Source organism: Candidatus Eisenbacteria bacterium, assembly GCA_016930695.1.
Classification (GTDB): domain Bacteria; phylum Orphanbacterota; class Orphanbacteria; order Orphanbacterales; family Orphanbacteraceae; genus JAFGGD01.
Genome location: JAFGGD010000060.1, coordinates 39,358 through 56,930, shown reverse-complemented (window position 1 = coordinate 56,930; position 17,573 = coordinate 39,358). Strand labels below are relative to the sequence as shown.

Below are 17,573 nucleotides of genomic sequence, written 5' to 3'. Positions count from 1 at the left end.
TTCGGGGCACGGTCCGGATGCTTCCGCATCCTCCCTCTTCTCGCTCGCCGACCCACCTTCGCCCGCCCCGTTAAGCTCGACAGATTCTTTTATCCCCTCGACGGAGGCGGGCTCCGGTGGGTGCCCGGCGAGTCGAGACGGCCCCGAGAGGGAGCCCGGCGGCGGAAGGGAGGTAATCCCCGTCCCGCCCCTTCTCCTCGAAGGATCGCGCCGTCCGTCCGAAGAGGAGGCGGAGGGGATGGCGGGAGTCCGCGACGTTCCTTTTCTCCGCTCAACCGCGCGGGATGATGAGGGATGAAGAATGTGCAAAGTATGAACAGCCGAGGACTGAAATCGGGGGAGGGAGATGCCGATACGTAGAGTGGCTCTTTCCAGGGTGGATTCTCTCCATCCGGAGGGGCCGCTTTGTCTTCGCGCCGCATTCCCTTCCTATGTGCCGTCCTTTTCCTGGCCGCGGCGCCGGTGCGTTCCGGCGGGCCGATCTCCGAGCCGGCGGTCTGGAACGAGCGCGGTCTTCGTTCCTATCGGGACGGGAAATTCCATAACGCGATCCTCTGTTTCGAAACCGCCGCGGCGGCGTTGCCCGCGGACGAGACGATCCGTTTCAACCTCGCCTCTTCCCACGCGCGGGAGGCCCTCCGGATCGCCCAAGACGGCGCGTCCGTCGATGGATACGAAACCGCGGTTCGCGAAGCGAAGCAGGCGATCGCGATCGACGACGGGATTCCCTTTTTCTACAAGGTGCTCGGCTTCGTCCATCAGGAGAACGGTGTTTTCATGGAAGCGCATCGGGCCTATCGCGAGGCGGCGAGGCTCGATCCGGAGGACGCGGACGCCTGGGCGCTCTCGGGCGACACCGCTTACCGGCTCGATCTCCAGGAGGAAGCGATTCGATGCTGGGAGAGCGCGGTTCGTCTCGATCCCGAGCGAAGCGAATTGTGCCGGCGTATCGACAAGGCGGGGCGCGAGGGGGAACTGGAGGACGGTTATCGCGAGGCGCGGAGTCCTCACTTCCGAATCACCTACGACGCGGGTTATCCGGACGCGCGGGCCTTGGTCGGCGGGATGCTGGACGCGCTCGAGGAGGCGCGCCGCCGAGTCCATCGGGAGCTGGGGCGCTTCGGGGAGCAGACGGTGAGCGGCGTCGCCTATCCTCCGGGAGACTTCCGCCGGCTCATGGAGGGGCACGGCTGGACTCGGGGGCTCTATGACGGCAAGATTCGCGTGCCTTTCCCGGAGAGTGGGGAGGTGGACCGCGCCTTTCGCGAGACCGCCACGCACGAGTACACGCATGTGGTCGTCTTTGAATGGGTGGGCAATCGTTGCCCCGCCTGGTTGAACGAGGGACTGGCGCAGAACGTCGCCGGGGAGTGGACGGCGGCGCGGTCGCGCGCGGCGGGGCGGATCGCCGCCGTTTCCGGTTTCCTCCCTCTCGAAGGCCTCGAGGACAGTTTTCTCGATCTGCCCGAATCGCTCGTGGAGGTCGCTTACCTGGAATCCTACCTGGTGGTGGCGCACATCCGCACGGCCTACACGGGCCGGCATATGTCCCGGCTTCTGGACCGGATCGGCGACGGAACGCCACCGGAACAAGCGGTCCGGGAGGTGTTGCATCGGGATTACACGCAGCTTCTCGAACAGGCTCTCGCTCCTTACCAAGGGGCCGTGTCCGCTCGCTGATCCCTATACCTTTCCTCTTTACCGGAACGCGATGGTGCAAGAGCGGTGCGTCTCCTCCTTCTCTCTTTTTTCCCCGCCGACGGATTCACGCGGTCGAGTCGGGAACGACAGCATGAGAGAGGGTAACGGATCGCCTGACGGCGGCTCGAAACGGTTGAGAGGTCTCCCGATTGTTCGCCGACCATACCGTGGTCATGGGAACCACCGAAACGACAACGCCGTGGTCACTTCTTCTGAGACTCGGCCGGGGGACGAAAATCGCATTCCCTTTTCTTGCAATGCTTTGCGCTTCCGCCCGCCCCATCTTCGATTCCGGCACGTCTCGTGCTTCTCAATGGGAACGTCCGCGGTTTCCATGTGAGCCGCTGGCGAGAATATACGGAGGTGTTCACGAACGGGAAAGGAGGTGATGCGGGGGAGAGAGAAAACCAGGACGGGGAAAAAAACCACCGTGGGAAACAACCGTGGAGACTGCGGGGGGTGGTCCGAAAAGCTCTAGGATTCCCAGGCGGAGCGAGCCCTCCGCCCCCCGCATCTTTAATTTCCCGTCGGTTCCCGCCACTCTTGTCGATCCGTATCAGGTCGACCGCGACTCTTCGCGCACGGGTAGGCCGCGACTCCCCAATACCCGACTGAAGAGCATTCAACGCGTCCCCGGCCGATTCCCGCGCCTATTCAATTTGCGACGCTGATTCCGGTTCCCGCGAACTCATCCTAGGAACCCAAGTCCGGCGTCCAACCTCTCTCATGAACTCCGGATTCCCGGCTCCCGTCGATCCTTTGTAGTCGCCTCGGATAACGCTCCTCAATTGTATTGTCACTTGTGTGATTCGATAAAACCGGTACTTTTATAGTCGGGTGCCCGGTTCGAGGGAAGGATCGGCCTGAAACGGTCAGACGGCTTGCACGGCAACGTTTCCTGCAGCGGATCGATTCGGGGTCGGAGAGGAAAACGACGATGGAAGGGAAACCGATCTGGGGGGATCCCGAATCGGAAACGGCTCTCGAATACGATCCGCGGGCGGGGGAGTACGTTCCCGTCCGCCCGCGCCGGCCTTTTCCCAGAATTCAGGCGGTTCTCTTTACACTGACCCTCCTGTCCACGGCCTTGGTCGGCGGCGTCGCCTACTCGATCGCCTTGATCGCGATCCTTCTGACGCACGAGATGGGCCACTACCTGACGGCGCGGCGCCATCGCATCCCCGCCACGCTCCCCTTTTTTCTTCCCATGCCCTTTACCATCATCGGCACCTTCGGCGCGGTGATCAAAATGGACGGGAGGCGGGCGACGAGAAAACAGCTCTTCGACGTGGGGGTCGCCGGTCCACTGGCGGGCACCGTGGTCGCCATCCCGATCACGCTGATCGGCATCCGCCTCTCCAGGGTCGTGCCTGATAATTTCGGCGCCGGTGAAATTCTCTCACTCGGGGATTCGCTCCTTTTCCTGCTTCTCAGCCGGGTCGCGAACGGTCCGATTCCCGAAGGACAAACGCTTCTTCTCCATCCCATCGCCTTCGCCGGTTGGGTCGGCCTCTTTGTGACCGCCCTCAACCTGTTGCCGATCGGCCAGCTCGACGGGGGGCATGTCCTGTACGGTCTCCTCGGCAGGCGTGCGGCGCCGATCTCCCTCGCCGTGCTGGGCGCCTTCGCGCTGTTGGCGGTGGTCTACTCACCGGGTTGGCTTCTTTTGGTCTTCCTCCTCCTTTACTTCGGCTATCGCCATCCCCCCACGCTGGGGGAAGAGGTCGGCCTGGACACCCGGCGGAAATGGATCGGCGTCCTCACCCTGATCTTGTTCATCGCCGCGTTCACGCCCATCCCCATCTCGTTTTCCATCCCCTAAACGGTCCCCGGTTCGAATTTCATTCGCGCAAGTCCATGAATCGTTCTGCTCGGGAAAAGGCTCCCGGACGCTCGGGACGGGGAGGGCCGGCCGCAAAAAAAGGCCGCGGTGCGCCCGCGGCCCCGTCGTGTTTCTTTCGTCCGTAAAAGACCGATCAATACCTCCAGCCGATCGGTCCGCAGGAACAGCTCTTCCCATAGGGTGAGGAGGCGCCCAGACTGTACGATTGGGTGTCCGCGAACCCCGGGTCCGCCGTTTTGCGGTTCCCGTCCTCGGGAATGACGGCCCCTTTTTCGCCGGCGATCCATTGCCCTTTGATGTTCCAGAAGGCGTTGCAGTCGAGCGTGATCTCGTTCTTGTCCCCCTTCAGATAGATCGAGGAAAGCCCCTTGTTGCCGGTGAAGAGGTTGTTCTCGACCACGGCGGACGTGCCGTAGAGAGCAATGTCGTCCCCGCCGATCTCGGCGTTGTTCCCCACGAAGGTGTTGTTCCGGATCACCGGCCTGGAAAACTGCGCGTAAATACCGCCGCCGGCCGTCGTGGAAATGTTGTTTCGGAAAAGATTCCCCTCGATGGTCGGTTTCTTCTGTGGCGCAACGTAAACGCCGCCTCCCCACCCGGACTGGCACCCCTCGATGATGTTGTTCCGGATGATCGCGTCGCCGCCGCACCGGATGCCGCCGGAGAAGCGGGGGTCGTACCCGTTTCGGATGGTGAAGCCCTCAAGGACGGTCTTGTCCGTCACGTGGAGGAACCAGGCGACCATTAGGGCCTTGTCCCCGTCCAGAATCGTCTTCTCGGGGCCTTCCACGCTTCGAATCACCAGGTCCTTGCTCGCCGCGTAGATGTACGCGCCCACATAGGTGCCGGGATAAACCAGGATCGTGTCCCCGTCGGCCGAGCCATAAATGGTTTCGTTCAACTCGTAGCCCCGGGCGACGCCATCCTGTCCCACGTGATGCGTGACCGCCGAAGAGGGCGGGGCGGAGCAGAAGAGAGCGAGAACGATAAAGGGGAATATGCGTTTCATCGGCAAACCTCCTTTTGGACAGGACAAACCCGATTAGGAGTCCGGAAGCCCCGTCGGGAAACGCGGCTGTTTGAGTATCGGCCTTCACGCGCCCCGGCGCAAGAGAAGGAGGAACGTTGCGATGCGCTTCCACCGACGATGCAGCCCGCGTCGCTATGCGCGCCTCCGGTCGGAGCGGCGGAGTCGCCCGATTGACGAACTCATAACAACATAAAAAACAACATGATACGGCCTGTGCGTTTCTTGCGCATGCCGCCGTCCTGGCATCCGTGTTGCGTCTTCTCCGTACAGAACGGAGCGGGCCATGCATCTCGGATTCGCACAACGGGCGGCCCGCTGGATGGTGTCGGCAGCGGCGTTTCTGCTTCTACACCCCTCCGGCGTGTTCGGTTCGCCCTATCTGCTCGCGCGCCAGGGAAGCTCCGGCGATTGCGCCGGGGCGGAGCGTCTCGTGCGGTCGGCGGGCGGGGCGGTGCTTCACCGCTTCCCGCCCCGCCGCCTCATTATCGACCTTCCGTCCGGAAGGGAGGCGGCGCTTCGGGAGTCTCTCGGCCCGGAGTGGGATATGCGTTCCGGCGAGGCGGAGGAGACCGCGGGTCCGGCGGAACGGATCTGGAACCGGGTCCGCTCTTCGGATGGCGCGGCGGCGAAGGGGGAGAGCCCCCGGATGGGGAGACCGCTTGTCGGCGATGCTCTTCTTCCCCCCGCCCTCCCCGAGAAGGCCGTCGGCGCGCGCGGGGAATATGGTCCGGCGGGCGCGGGATTCTGGGACGGGAGCGAGTACATGCTCGGGCGGGTCGGCGTCGCCGTGATTTTTGTCGAGTCGGATGGATCCGTGGAGCCCTCCACGGAGGATTGGACCGAATCGGAGGTCGACCGGATCGTCGCCGAGATCGGCCGCGCCACCGACTGGTGGGCGCGATGGGCGCCGTCCGGCCTGCTTTCTTTCACGTATGAATTTCATACCGGTGTTTCCGTCCCCTACGAGCCGATCACCCATCCCCAAAGCGAGGAGGCGCTCTGGATCGGAGGCGCTCTCGAATCGCTCGGATGGGGTGGTGGGGATCGCTTCACGGGCACGCAGAAATTATTGAACGATATGAGAGGGCGTCTGGATCTCGATTGGGCTTTCGCGATTTATGTGATCGATTCCAGCGAAGACCCGGACGGGATGTTCGGCGACGGCGTCTATTTCGCCTACGCCTATCTCGGAGGTCCTTTCCTGGTGCTCACTTTGGACAACGACGGATGGGGACCGGAGAATTTCGCCGCCGTCTGCGCGCACGAGATGGGGCACATCTTCTACGCTCTCGACCAATACGCTTCGGCCAGGATTCCCTGCGACCGGACCTCGGGCTACCTGGAAAGAGAGACGGCCAACAGCGAGTACGGCTCCTGCCCGGAGGAGGAGCCGGAGTGCATCATGCGGAGCCGGCCTCTTTTTCGGGCGACGCTGAGCGCCACCGCGATCGGGCAGATCGGCTGGGCCGACAACGACGGCGACGGGATCCCGGACGTGATCGACACCGATCCGATCGTCACCGAGGCGTACACCGAGGGAGGATCGGGGGGGCGGGTTGCCGGAACCGTTTCGGTGAGCCCTCTTCCGAACCGGAACCCCTATGGCTACGCCCATGCGATCTCGATCAACACCATCGAAGTCGTGGAGGCGCGAATCGACGGCGGCGAATGGACCCCCGCCCTCCCCGAGGACGGCGAATGGGGAGAGGCGGAGGAGGCTTTTTCATTGATCCCGCCGGACCTCGCGGGAACGGGGAGGCACGGTGTGGAGATTCGCGCTCGGAACTCCGCCGGAAATTTCTCTTCCGCGACGGTCCTTTCTTGGGACGGGGACGGCGGCGGGACTACGCCCCAACCGCAATCGGAACCGCCGGCATCGCTTCGTGTTCTCTGTAACCGTCCCAATCCCTTTAATCCGACGACACGCGTCGTGTTCGAGGCGCCGGCCGCGGGGAGAGGGGAAGCGGCGGTTTATAACCTGCGAGGCGCCCTGGTCCGGGTCTTGTTGAACGGCGACGTGGGGCGCGGTGAGAACACTCTCGAGTGGGACGGACGGGACGAACGGGGAAGGGAGGTTCCGAGCGGCCTCTACTTCTGCCGCATCCTGACGGGAAGTGAGAGCGCGGTCCACCCGATGACTCTCCTCCGCTGAGAAGCCGTCGCATCTTTGAATGACCTGAACATCCTGAACACGCTGAACATCCTGAACGACCTGAATGATCTGAACGACCTGAATGATCTGAACGACCTGAATGATCTGAACGACCTGCCCCCCCTATTATGTAAACTCGGCAAGCGGAACCATCCTTTGCTTTTCCCTCCGTCGATGGGGGATGGGAGGGGTGGGCCGCAAACCGTAGCCGGTCGTGAGGCGGAGCGTATTTTCGCGTAAAAGGGGGCGTCCGTCGCCGTGCCGCCGCGTTCTCCCTCTCCCTCTCATTCGTTTGTCCCCCATGGTCTTCAGCCCTTGCGTTTCCCGCCAAACGGGGGGATGGTCGCCGGGTCGTCGCGGAGAACCTCTGCAAGAAGGGCTTGCGGCCTTCTATCGTGGTCCGCCGCGCCGGAACGGTTTTCCGTGGGCGCCGCAAGCGTCTCCAATGCCGTCGTAAAACGGCGCGGACAATCGGGTTGACACCCTTCTCGCGCGGGTGATAGGCTCGCAAGTCGACAATCTATCAACCAGTCACCTCGGGGGACTTAATCATGCGCCTGCGCGCGTACCTGTTGTGGGTTCCGCTGATCGCCCTTTCCCTGGCCTGCGGCCGGGGTGAGAATTATGTCGACGCCACCGCCAACGACGCCATGAGCGGCTCCGTGGAGAGCGCCACGGACACCTACCGAATCGTCGACCCGGACATAGCCGCCGTGAAAGGGAATTTCGCGCTTCTGCGTCAGGGTCGTTCGGTCCACCTGGTGACCGCCGACGACTTCGAGGATCTCTATCCCACTCTCGAAGGGAAGGATTTCAGTCTGCTCGTCCGCAAATGGCCTCGGGAGTATCCCCATTTTCGGCTGCACGGGGTCGAAGTGGGCGGCGAGACGATCGAGACGAACTGGGTGCTGGGCGAGTCGCGGATGCCCCTGCTGATCGACAAGCAACTCTACGACATCTCCCTCTTCGATCCGATCGACATCACACCCTGGGAGGAAACCGCGCCGTCGCTCAGCCTGGTGGACGAGAAGGTGTGGATTCCGGTGACCATCGAGTGGTCCGTGCGTGAGTTGACCGAAGAGGAGAAGATCGCGCGGAAGGAAGCCGAACTCGCGCTGAGCATTCCCGAGGAGACCGCCGAGGAGGGAGAGGAAGCCTTGGCCGACACTCTCGGCGAGCCCTTCTCCGACACACTGGCGGCCGGAGTGGAAGAAGAAGAGGGGAAGGAAAAATTCGACGCCCGTGGTCTTCTTTATCCGCGGGAGAGAAAAATCGAGGAGCCGACGGAGCGCGATGTTTTCGTGATCACGGCCGCCGGTCGCCGTTTCGAGTTGATCGATTTCGACGAGGACGGCGTGAAACTCCTTTTGATCGACATGATGAAACAGGGGAAAACTTTCCCGGTCGGCGGCTACATCGTCGACGTCTATCCGCGCAGGCAGCAGCAGGAAATCGGGATGACCGGCAAGTTCCAACTCGCCGTTTTCGAGTACGCCGGCAAGTACTGCATGATTCGTTAGAAAACCTTGCTCCCGTGTTCCGAGCGTTCGCTTTCGGGCCCGCCTTCCCGGCGGGCCCTTTTCCGTTCGTGTCCGTCGCGGTCTGTTCCGTCACCGCAAAGAGCCCGAAGGGCGCAAAGGCGAACCGCGCGCGTACTCGGAAGCCGAGGCTCCCGGTACGGGTACAAACGCGAAAAGCCCGGAGCGCTCGGCTCCGGGCTCGTGCGGTGTTCGATTCGCCCGACCTGCTAAGGAATCCAGTAGAGACGGAGACCGATGTGGTCCGCGAAGTCTCCCTCCCCCGGCGCGTGGGCGTATTCGATCATCCCCCCTACGTGCTCGTAGACCTCGTTCCCGACCCCGAAGCCGTAGGTCCAATCATCCGGGCGGTAGTCGTCGTCCCAACGATAGCCCGCGCGCACCGCGACCACGCCGTTCATCTTCGCCTCCACGCCGACGCCGCCTCCCCATCGGTCGAAGTCGCTGCCGCTTCCTATGTCCCGGTAGAGCACGTATAGGTCCGCCGCGCCGGTGACCTCCGTTCCCCGCTCCTTCTCCCAGCGTGCGCTGAAGCCGGTGCGGAGGTTGAGCGGCAGGTCCGCCTCTCCTTCGCCCAGGTCGAAGCGGGGGCCGGCGTTCGCCACGGCGAAGCCGCATCGGAGATCGATCGGCGTACGGCCCTTGTGCAGATACTCGGTTCGGTAGAGAACTCCCGCCGTGATGCCGAAGGCGGGATCCCCGTCGATGGCGTCTTTGTCCGCCCTGTGTTGGTACCCGATCGCGCTGAGCCCCACGCCGAGCGAGCCGGTCGCCTTTCTGCCGTAGGAGACCAGGAAGGCGGGTTCATTGATGTCGACCGGAAAGGATCCGCCGTCCTGCAGGAAGGTTTGATCCTTCTGTTGGCGGAGGATAAAGGCGGCGCCCACCGTTCCACCGGCGAACCCGGCGTAGCTCGCCATAAAGATCCGATCGCGGATCTCTTCATCGTAACCGGTCACCTCGTCGTGGGGCGCGGCGTAGAAGAGGATCCCCGTTTGATAGGCGAGTCCCCCGGGGTTCACCCAGAGGTTGGAAGGGTGCGCCGGCAGGGATGCGACGGCGCCCCCCATAGCGGTTCCCGAGGCGGTGTAGGAGGAGGAGGGATGAAGCCCCACCTCGGTGTAGGCGAATGCCGTGTTCAGGGACAGAGCGACGAGAAGCGGCAGAAACAGCGTTTTCTTCATCATAATGAGAAACTGTATCCATGGCGGGGAGGCCTGTCAACGGGGTATGCGGCGCGGCCCGCCCCTCCCGCGATCCGGGGCGTTCTCTCCCCCTGCGCTCTTTCGAGGGAGGTCCGGCGCGCCCTTGCCGATCCCCGGCATCGCGGGTATGCTGAGGAGGAACCCGACAACCCATCCCGGCGGGAGGCGTCCGATGCGGATCTCCTTCACGAAAGTACAGGCCTTAAGGAATGACTTTGTCCTCGTGGACGGACGGACGGCGCCGGTCGCCGATCCGCCCTCCCTCGCCCGGTTCCTCTGCGACCGGAAGGAGGGGGTGGGCGCCGACACGCTTCTCCTTCTCCACCATTCCGACGTGGCGGATCTCCTGGTGCGTATCTTCAACCCCGACGGGAGCGAAGGGGAGATGTCCGGCAACGGCACCCGCTGCGTCGCCGCCTACTCTCTCGCCCGCGAGGGGGAGGGGCAGAACGTGGCGACCGTGGAAACCGTCGCGGGCGTTTCCCGCCACGAGTTGGAGCGCAGGGAGCACGGCCGCTTCTTCATCCGGTCCTCGATCTTGGCGCCGCGCTTTCACCCCACCGAGATTCCCGTGCGCGTCGCGGGGGAGGACGCCCTCGATGTTCCGCTCGACCTCGCCGAAGGGCGGATCCGCGTGAGCGGCGTCTCCATCGGCAATCCGCAGGCGGTGGTGTTTCAGGGGTGGACCGACGAGAACTGGAAGATTCTCGGCCCGCAGATCGAAAATCACCCTCTCTTCCCGGAGAGGACCAATGTCGATTTCGCCCGCGTCGCCGCAGAGGATCGATTGGAAGTGAAACTCTGGGAGCGCGGCGTCGGACCCGTGGAGTCCTCCGGCACCGGCGCTTCGGGCGCTTTCGCCGCGGCGCGGCGCAAGGGGCTCATCGGCCCGCGGGCGGAGTTGGTGATGGAGGGGGGGACCCTCGTGATCGAAGAGGCGGAGGAGGGGCTCATCCTGCGGGGGTGGTGCGAGGAGTGTTTCGAGGGGACCATCGACACCGACAGAAGTCGCGAGGGAGAGGTCCGTTGACGGGCCGCCGAGTCGCGACGCTGTTGCTCGCCTGCGCGCTCTCCGCCGCCGTCCCCGCCGCCGCCGCCGCGGAGGAGGGGAGGGGAGCCCGCTCCGCGGACCTCGCCGAACGCTTCGACTTCTCCTTTCTCGGCGCCGATCCGGACGATCAAATGGGCGTGCAGGTCCGCCTGGGCGACCTGAACGGCGACGGGTTGGATGAACTCGTATTGGGCGCCTGGCTCGGCGACGGTCCGAGGAATAACCGGATCAACTGCGGTGAGATTTACGTTTTCTACGGGCGACCGGTGGGAGATCTGCCGGGTGAGTCATTCGACGTGTCGGTCCTTTACGGCGCGAACCCGGGCGATCGCATCGGTTCCTGCGTCGACACGGGCGATTTCAACGGGGATGCCCTCCCCGACCTGGCTGTGGGCGCGCGTTACTCCGGCGGCCATCCCGACTCGCTCCGCCCACGCTGCGGCGAAGCGTTTCTTCTCCTGGGCGGTTCTTCCGGCTCCCGGATGGAACATGTGGATGCGCGGCGCGACCCGGATCTGGTGATTTACGGCCGCGAGCCCGGGGACCGTCTCGGTCGCCGTATCCTGATCCACGACATGGACGGTGACGGGAAGAAAGACCTCTTGCTCGCCGCGGTCGGCTCTTCCGGACGCCGAGGCGACGAGACCGACGCGGGCGCCGTCTACTTCGTATACGGCGACCGCCGGGAGGACCTGGACGGGATCATCGATCTCGCAATCGACGAGGTCCCGGTGCTGCACGGAGAGGACCAGTCCGACGGGCTCGGCGGCGCGATGGCGGTCGGCGACTGGAACGGCGACGGCGCGCCCGACCTCGTCCTCGGCTGCGGGTTCGCGGACGGACCGGCGAACAGCCGGACCAACGCGGGGGAGACCTTCGTTCTTTTCGGCCGGCCGGGCGTGCGTTTCCGCGGCGAGAAGGTGGTCGAGGAGGGGAAGAACCTCACGATATACGGCGGCGACGCCTACGACGCCACCGGCGTTTCCGTGGCCATGGGGGACATGGACGGCGACGGCGTGGACGATCTCGCCATCGGCGCGAACCTGGCCGACGGCCCCGAGAACGAACGGGACAACTGCGGCGGCGTCTATGTTCTCTTCGGCCACCGCGCCCCCCCCGATTCTCCATCCATCGATCTCGCCGAGGGAGCGGATGTGACGGTTCACGGCGAGGCGCCGGGGGACCAGGCCGGTTCCTTGATCGATCTGTTCGATTGGAGCGGTGACGGCTTCGGCGACCTGATCGTCGTCTCCATGCTCCACGACGGGCCGGCGGCGGGGCGACTCGACGCCGGAATGGTTTACGCGATTCTCGGCGGACGGCAGTCCAATCTCCGGCCCCGATACGATTTCGCCGCCGACGAGGCCGACCTCCGCCTCCTCGGCCCGACGGTGAACGACCGGATCGCGAGCGCCCTCGGCCGAAGCCGCCTCGGAGGCCGGCCGCTCCTGATCCTCTCCACCATGCGCGGAGACGGACCGATGGACGAACGGCGCGACGCGGGCGAGGTGTTTTTCCTCCCCTGGGACCCGCCGCGGAGAACGACACCCCTTGACCCTTGAAGCGATCGACCTCGACGCCCCGGTGCACGCCCTTCCGGGGATCGGCCCGGCCCGCGCGAAAGACCTGGCGCAGCGGGGTGTGGAGAGCGTCGGCGACCTGCTTCGTTTCCCGCCGCGGGAGTACATCCTTCCCTCGGAGCGGCGCCCCGTCGCCGAGGCGGAACCGGACCACCCCGCGGTCTTTCACGTCCGTCTCGAGTCGATCCGTCTCCTCCGGCGGGGGTGGCGGCGCTCCACCGTGGAGGCGATCGTAGCGGATGACACCGGAAGCGCCCGCTCCCTCTGGTTCCGCGCTCCCTACCTCGCCCGATCTCTGAAGCCGGGCGTCCGGATGCTTCTCCGGGGGGCGCCCACCGGAGATCCGCCCGTTTTCCTCCACCCCCGATTCGAGGTCATCCGCGACGGCGAGGAAACCGATTTCGAGAGGATCCTTCCCCGCTATCCGAACGTGCCCGGCCTTCCGCCGCGCACCCTCCGGCGGGCGATCCGCCACGCCCTCGACCGCCTCCCCCCTCTCGACGATCCTCTCCCGACGGGACTCCGCCGGCGCCTCGGTCTTCCCGCTCTCTCCGAGGCGATCCGCTCGATCCATCGCCCCGAGACGCGGGAGGAAGCGGAGAGGGCGAAGCGACGATTCATCTTTGAAGAGTTATATCGTCTCCAGAGCATTTTCGCCCGTGCCCGGCGCGAACGCCTGGACGTCTCGACGCCTCGCCCGGAGCCGGGGGGGGAAGAGGTCCTTCGCCGTTTTCTGGGCGCGCTCCCCTTCCCTCTGACCGAGGACCAGGCGCGTGTGGTGGAGGAATTCCGCGCGGACCTCGCATCGGGCCGCCCCATGGAGCGTCTTCTTGTCGGCGACGTCGGCTGCGGGAAGACCGTCGTCGCCGCCGCGGCCGTCGCCTGGGTCGCCGGCGCGCGGGGGCAATCGGCGGTGTTGGCGCCGACGGAGGTGCTCGCCCGCCAGCACCGCGACACCCTGGCGGAGCGATTCGAGCCGCTCGGCCTTCGGGTGGAGCTGCTCACCGGCGACCTTTCCGCGGCGGAGAAGGAGCGCGTCCGCCGCGCCGCCCGCGACGGCGACGTGGCGATCTTGATCGGCACGCACGCCCTGCTCCAGGAACCGGTCCGCTTCCGGAACCTCGCCCTCGCCGTGGTCGACGAACAGCACCGCTTCGGCGTGCGGCAACGCGCCCTCCTCCCCGCCAAGGGGGAAGCGGTCCACCTTCTCCTTCTCTCGGCGACTCCGATTCCGCGCTCACTCGCCCTCACCCTTTACGGCGACCTGGACATTTCCTTCATCCGGACCATGCCGCCGGGAAGGCGCCCGCCGGAGACGCGCCACATGGAGGACCGCGGCCGCGCCGAGGCGTATCGTCTTCTTCGGGAGCGTCTGGACGCGGGGGAGCAGGGGTTCGTTCTCTTCGCGCTCGTCGAGGAGAGCGATACGGGCGATCGCCGGGCGGCGGTCACCGCGGCGAAACGGCTCGCCGAAGGTCCCTTCCGCGACTATCGCGTCGGCCTCCTCCACGGCCGGCTCCCGGCGGCGGAGAGGGTGGAGACACTGGACCGTTTCCGTGGCGGCGGGCTGGACCTGCTTGTCAGCACCACCGTGATCGAGGTCGGCGTCGACCTTCCCCGCGCGACGGTGATGATCGTCGAGGACGCGGACCGTTTCGGTCTCAGCCAACTCCACCAGATCCGGGGGAGGGTGGGCCGGAGCGATCTCGCGTCCTGGTGCTTTCTTCATACCCGGGGAGAACTCACACCGCAGGCGCGCGAACGCCTCGCCGTGATCGGGCGGGAGACCGATGGATTCCGAATCGCCGAGGCGGACCTCCGGCTGCGCGGGCCGGGCGATCTGCTCGGAGAACGCCAGAGCGGGCGCTTCGGTTTCGGTATCGCCGATCTTCTGCGGGACACGGACCTCTTGGAGGCGGCCCGCCGCGAAGCTTTCGCGCGGGTCGCCCTGGATTTCCCCGAGAACCTCCCCCGTCCCGTCCGTTCCGGCTGAATCCGCCCGGCATCCCTTTCCCCCCGCGCGCCTTGACAGGCGCCGTAAAGAGAGTTTACAATGTGAACTTCCGGGAGGGGGGAGAACCGATGGCGACGGAGAAGATCGTCCGCTGTCTGGTGTCGAGAGAAGACACCTCCCCGACGGAACCCACCACACGCTATGTGCCCCTCGACATCTTCGAACTCTGGAAGTTCCTCATGGAAAACCGTCATGGGTTCTCCGTGGATCGTCGTGTGACCTCTCTTTGGTTCGAGAGGGGCGCCGCCACCCGGTCGAGTTACGCCGGCATCGACTTCGAAGCGGTGACACAGGTGGAGCTCTTCTTCTTCTCCGAAGAGGACGGCATGCTCCACCAGCAGGTCCGTTATTTCCCCTCCGGCGACCCGGACGTCTATCGCCGCATTCGGGACGTCTTCGTTTCCCACTATCGACGGGCGGGCGGGCACGCCGAGGAGATGCCTAAGCTGAGCGAGACTCCCGGCGTCTGGGTGCGGCGGTGAGGGGGGATCGTCCGGGATTCCTACTGCGGATTCGGAGTCCCGAACGATCCCCCCTCACCGCCGCACCGAAGAAGAAGAAAGAAGAAGAAAAGAGAAGTAGGCGGGGAAAATGCAGACCGAAGAAGTGAGAGGATCGCGGGGGCCCGTTTCCGTCGCCGCTCCGCTCACCGTAGCGACGGCTACGCCTCGCGAAGCGGCTCGTCCAACAGACCCTCCGACCCCGCCCTCCGGCGGATCAAAAAATAAGCGGTTCAAGCAATCTCGTCCGGGGATCCGCGCGCGCGGGCGGGAAAGGTCCGCGGGGCGGGACCTAGCGGACGAGGATCAGCTTGGAAGTCTCGACGCGGTCGAGGGCGTGGAGGCGCGCGAAGTAGACGCCGGAGGCGGCGGGGGAGCCGCGGCCGTCGTCGCCGTTCCATGTCTCCTCGTAGCGTCCCGCGCCGACTTCCTCGTCCAGAAGGGTCCGGACCAGCCGGCCGGCGATGTCATAGACGGCGAGCTTCACGCGACCGCTCCGGGGCATGTCGAACCGGAGGTGTGTGGTCGGGTTGAAGGGATTCGGCCGGGCCGGGTGGAGACGGAGAGCCGCCGGCACGTCTCCGCCGAGAAGAACGGCGGTGCAGCCTCCCGTGGTGGACCGTTCCGTCGTCGAGGCCGGGGAGTAGTTCTTCGCCCGATCGTAGGAGAAGGCGGCGTAATAGTAGAGCGTTCCGGGGGCGAGTCCGGAGTCGACGGTGGCGCACGCGTCGCCCGTATCGACCACGATCGCGCCTCCGCCGAGGGACTGGCCGGGCGCGTACGCTTCTCCGTCGACGGGGGCCCACGCGATCGCCGTCGCGGAGCGGACCAGCAGCGCGCCCGCGTAGTCGAGCGCCGCCGGCCGCTCCCAGCCGATCCCGATGGAGCTGTCCTCCGCCGCGTCCGTCTCGAAGGAATCCGGTTCGGCGGGCGGAAGCGTGTCGATCCCGACGAGGGAGAACTTCTGATAGACGCCGACGGGAACATCCGTTCCGGTGATCCGCGCCGTCCAGACGCCCGCCACGGGCGCGCTCACCTCGACCTGTTCCACATTGTTCAGATGATCCTCGCCGGTGGAGGCGCCGAGGGCCGGGTTCGCCGGGTCGAGAACCCATGGGTAACAGGGCGGCCCGGAGGGGGGGATCAACACCAGATCGAGGTCGTTCACGAGGGCCGGGTCGGCGAGTGGGACCGCCGCCGGATCGTCCCAGACCAGTGTGACCCGAATATCCGGGAAGCCGGCCGGCACGGAGAAGCTCCAGTCGCTGGTGGAGCCGTCCGTCAAGCTGTCCTCGACGATCGTCCCGTCGCAGGTTCTCTCCACCGCGCGCATCACATTCATCCTGCCGAAACCGAACCGGTAGTCCGGCCCCGGGCTCCCGAGGTCATCGGCGGTGCCGATGAGGATCGCCTTCAGCGTCGATGGGAGGGGATCCGCGTCCGCGCCTGCGGCCGCCTTCCCCGGCTCCCACGCCTCGTGGGCTTCCAGACGGTCCCCCCGTCCGGTCCGCCAGCACTCGATGAGCAGACAGACGGCGCCGCTCACGGCGGGCGTCGCCATCGACGTGCCGCAATAGTAATTGGCGCCGTACGTGTCTCCCGGCCAGGTGGAGCGGATCGAATAGTCCCATGTGGACTGGCATCCCCCCGCCACGATATCCGGCTTGATCCGGCCGTCGTCCACCGGGCCGTATCCGGAGAAGGTGGTCATGGCGGAGTTGTTGGTGTGGATCGCGCCGACGGTGATCACGTTCTTCGCCGTCGCCGGCGGCGGGACGCAGGCGTACCCGCTGCGCGCGTCGATGGAACAGTCGCCGTCGTTTCGCTCGTTGCCGGCGGCGCAGACCACCGGGATCCTCTTGCCGAAGACACCGGTCACCACCTCGTCGAATTCCGGCGCGTAGGCGTCGTAGTCGCCGTAGAGGTAGCAGTTGTGATAGCCGGCCTCGTCCACGTCGAGCACCCAGGAGTTGCTCGTGAGGTCGATGTCGTACACCGCGATCGCCGACCCGTACTCGGAAGGGACGTCTCCGTAGAAATCGTAGGAGAAGAGGCTGCAGGCGGGGGCGACCCCCTTCCATTGCAGCGACGTCCCTCCCCGGACGGCGCTCATCGCGCCGGAGCCCCCGAGCGTTCCCGCGACGTGGGTGGCGTGATCCGAAACCGATGCGGCATCCACCACCGTCAGCCGGCCGGTGAAATCGGTGTGCGCGTCCACGCGCCCGCCGTCCCAGATTCCGGGGCGGGCGCCCGCGCCGGTGAGGGCGCAGGGGGCGGCGAGGGCCGAGTCCACGTTGCCGTTCACGCGGATGCCGTCGTTGGCGGGGACCGGCGGAGGGAGGGGGGCGCCGATCCAGAGCACCTCGTCCCGGCCCGCCAGTTCCTCCAGCGCGGCGGAGGGGACCTCGACATCGAAGCCGTGAAAAACGCTCCGCGCACCGCGCACCGATCCGCCGAGAAGACGGATGAGACGCGCCCCCTCGCCGAGTCCCACGTCGCCGTGCAGCTTCACGCGGACCTCCGCCACGCCGCCGGTCTTCCCCGCCCCTCTCTCGGCCACGGCCGGATCGATTTTCGTCTCGCCGTGGATCGCGCCGGCCCACAGGATCGCCCCTTCCACCGCCTCCCAGTCCGCGTTCTCATCCACGCGGGTGATCCATGCGCCGCCGGGGACGTATTGGGTTAAAAGAAAACCGGCGCGGTCCATCGCCGCGTGATCCGGCTTCCCTCTCCAGCGGATCAGGATCCTCGATCGTCCCCCCTCGACGAGCGCGCGCGCCTCACCGGCGGGAGAGAGGGCCACCTTCCCGGCGGAGGAATCACCGCCGAAGGCGTCCTCTCGGTCCGTAACGGTCGCGCCGCGGGGATCCGGGGCTCGGAGTCCTTCCCCTCCCACGGCCGCCCCGAGGAGTGCCAGGAAGACCAGGGAGAACCCCAGAAGTCGCGCAGAATGCACGGC

At 65.8% G+C, this 17,573-nt stretch carries 12 protein-coding genes; 9 read left to right on the top strand and 3 right to left on the bottom strand.

Features of this window, described 5'->3' with window-relative positions; translation table 11 throughout:
• Window positions 1-405: 405 nt before the first annotated feature.
• Both JW958_14815 and JW958_14810 read left to right on the top strand, forming a co-directional pair.
• Window positions 406-1,680: a hypothetical protein gene (locus JW958_14815; protein MBN1827517.1), complete on the top strand. Its 1,275-nt coding sequence runs from the start codon at window positions 406-408 to the stop codon at window positions 1,678-1,680.
• Window positions 1,681-2,638: 958 nt separating this feature from the next.
• Window positions 2,639-3,523 (top strand): site-2 protease family protein, encoded by an 885-nt coding sequence (locus JW958_14810; protein MBN1827516.1) that lies wholly within the window; start codon window positions 2,639-2,641, stop codon window positions 3,521-3,523.
• 154 nt (window positions 3,524-3,677) lie between these two features.
• Here JW958_14810 and JW958_14805 read toward each other — a convergent pair whose 3' ends face one another.
• Window positions 3,678-4,553, bottom strand: a complete 876-nt coding sequence (locus JW958_14805; GenBank protein MBN1827515.1) for a right-handed parallel beta-helix repeat-containing protein — start codon at window positions 4,551-4,553, stop codon at window positions 3,678-3,680.
• Between the two features lie 304 nt (window positions 4,554-4,857).
• On the opposite strand from JW958_14805, the gene JW958_14800 reads away from it, so the two are divergent.
• The 3 genes from JW958_14800 to JW958_14790 all read left to right on the top strand — a co-directional run bounded on the left by JW958_14800 (window position 4,858) and on the right by JW958_14790 (window position 8,246).
• Entirely contained in the window at window positions 4,858-6,726 is a 1,869-nt protein-coding gene (locus JW958_14800; protein ID MBN1827514.1) for a hypothetical protein, read from the top strand.
• A 15-nt stretch (window positions 6,727-6,741) separates the two neighbouring features.
• Window positions 6,742-6,966 carry a hypothetical protein gene (locus JW958_14795; protein ID MBN1827513.1) on the top strand — a complete coding sequence of 75 codons (225 nt, stop codon included), beginning with the start codon at window positions 6,742-6,744 and terminating at the stop codon, window positions 6,964-6,966.
• 311 nt (window positions 6,967-7,277) lie between these two features.
• Window positions 7,278-8,246: a hypothetical protein gene (locus JW958_14790; GenBank protein ID MBN1827512.1), complete on the top strand. Its 969-nt coding sequence runs from the start codon at window positions 7,278-7,280 to the stop codon at window positions 8,244-8,246.
• A 227-nt stretch (window positions 8,247-8,473) separates the two neighbouring features.
• On the opposite strand, the gene JW958_14785 is transcribed toward JW958_14790, so the two are convergent.
• Window positions 8,474-9,451: a hypothetical protein gene (locus JW958_14785; protein ID MBN1827511.1), complete on the bottom strand. Its 978-nt coding sequence runs from the start codon at window positions 9,449-9,451 to the stop codon at window positions 8,474-8,476.
• A 190-nt stretch (window positions 9,452-9,641) separates the two neighbouring features.
• Here JW958_14785 and dapF point away from each other — a divergent pair, with 190 nt between their 5' ends.
• The 4 genes from dapF to JW958_14765 all read left to right on the top strand — a co-directional run bounded on the left by dapF (window position 9,642) and on the right by JW958_14765 (window position 14,596).
• Window positions 9,642-10,499, top strand: coding sequence for a diaminopimelate epimerase (gene dapF / locus JW958_14780; GenBank protein MBN1827510.1), 858 nt, complete (start codon window positions 9,642-9,644; stop codon window positions 10,497-10,499).
• Window positions 10,496-12,082, top strand: coding sequence for an FG-GAP repeat protein (locus JW958_14775; GenBank protein MBN1827509.1), 1,587 nt, complete (start codon window positions 10,496-10,498; stop codon window positions 12,080-12,082). Before dapF ends, JW958_14775 begins: the two co-directional genes overlap by 4 nt.
• Window positions 12,072-14,093 carry an ATP-dependent DNA helicase RecG gene (recG, locus tag JW958_14770; GenBank protein MBN1827508.1) on the top strand — a complete coding sequence of 674 codons (2,022 nt, stop codon included), beginning with the start codon at window positions 12,072-12,074 and terminating at the stop codon, window positions 14,091-14,093. The genes JW958_14775 and recG overlap by 11 nt, the downstream gene beginning before the upstream one ends.
• A gap of 89 nt (window positions 14,094-14,182) precedes the next feature.
• The gene (locus JW958_14765) at window positions 14,183-14,596 is read left to right on the top strand and encodes a hypothetical protein (protein ID MBN1827507.1); all 414 of its coding nucleotides are present in this window, start codon (window positions 14,183-14,185) and stop codon (window positions 14,594-14,596) included.
• Between the two features lie 310 nt (window positions 14,597-14,906).
• Here JW958_14765 and JW958_14760 read toward each other — a convergent pair whose 3' ends face one another.
• Entirely contained in the window at window positions 14,907-17,570 is a 2,664-nt protein-coding gene (locus JW958_14760; GenBank protein MBN1827506.1) for a S8 family serine peptidase, read from the bottom strand.
• Between the last annotated feature and the right edge of the window lie 3 nt (window positions 17,571-17,573).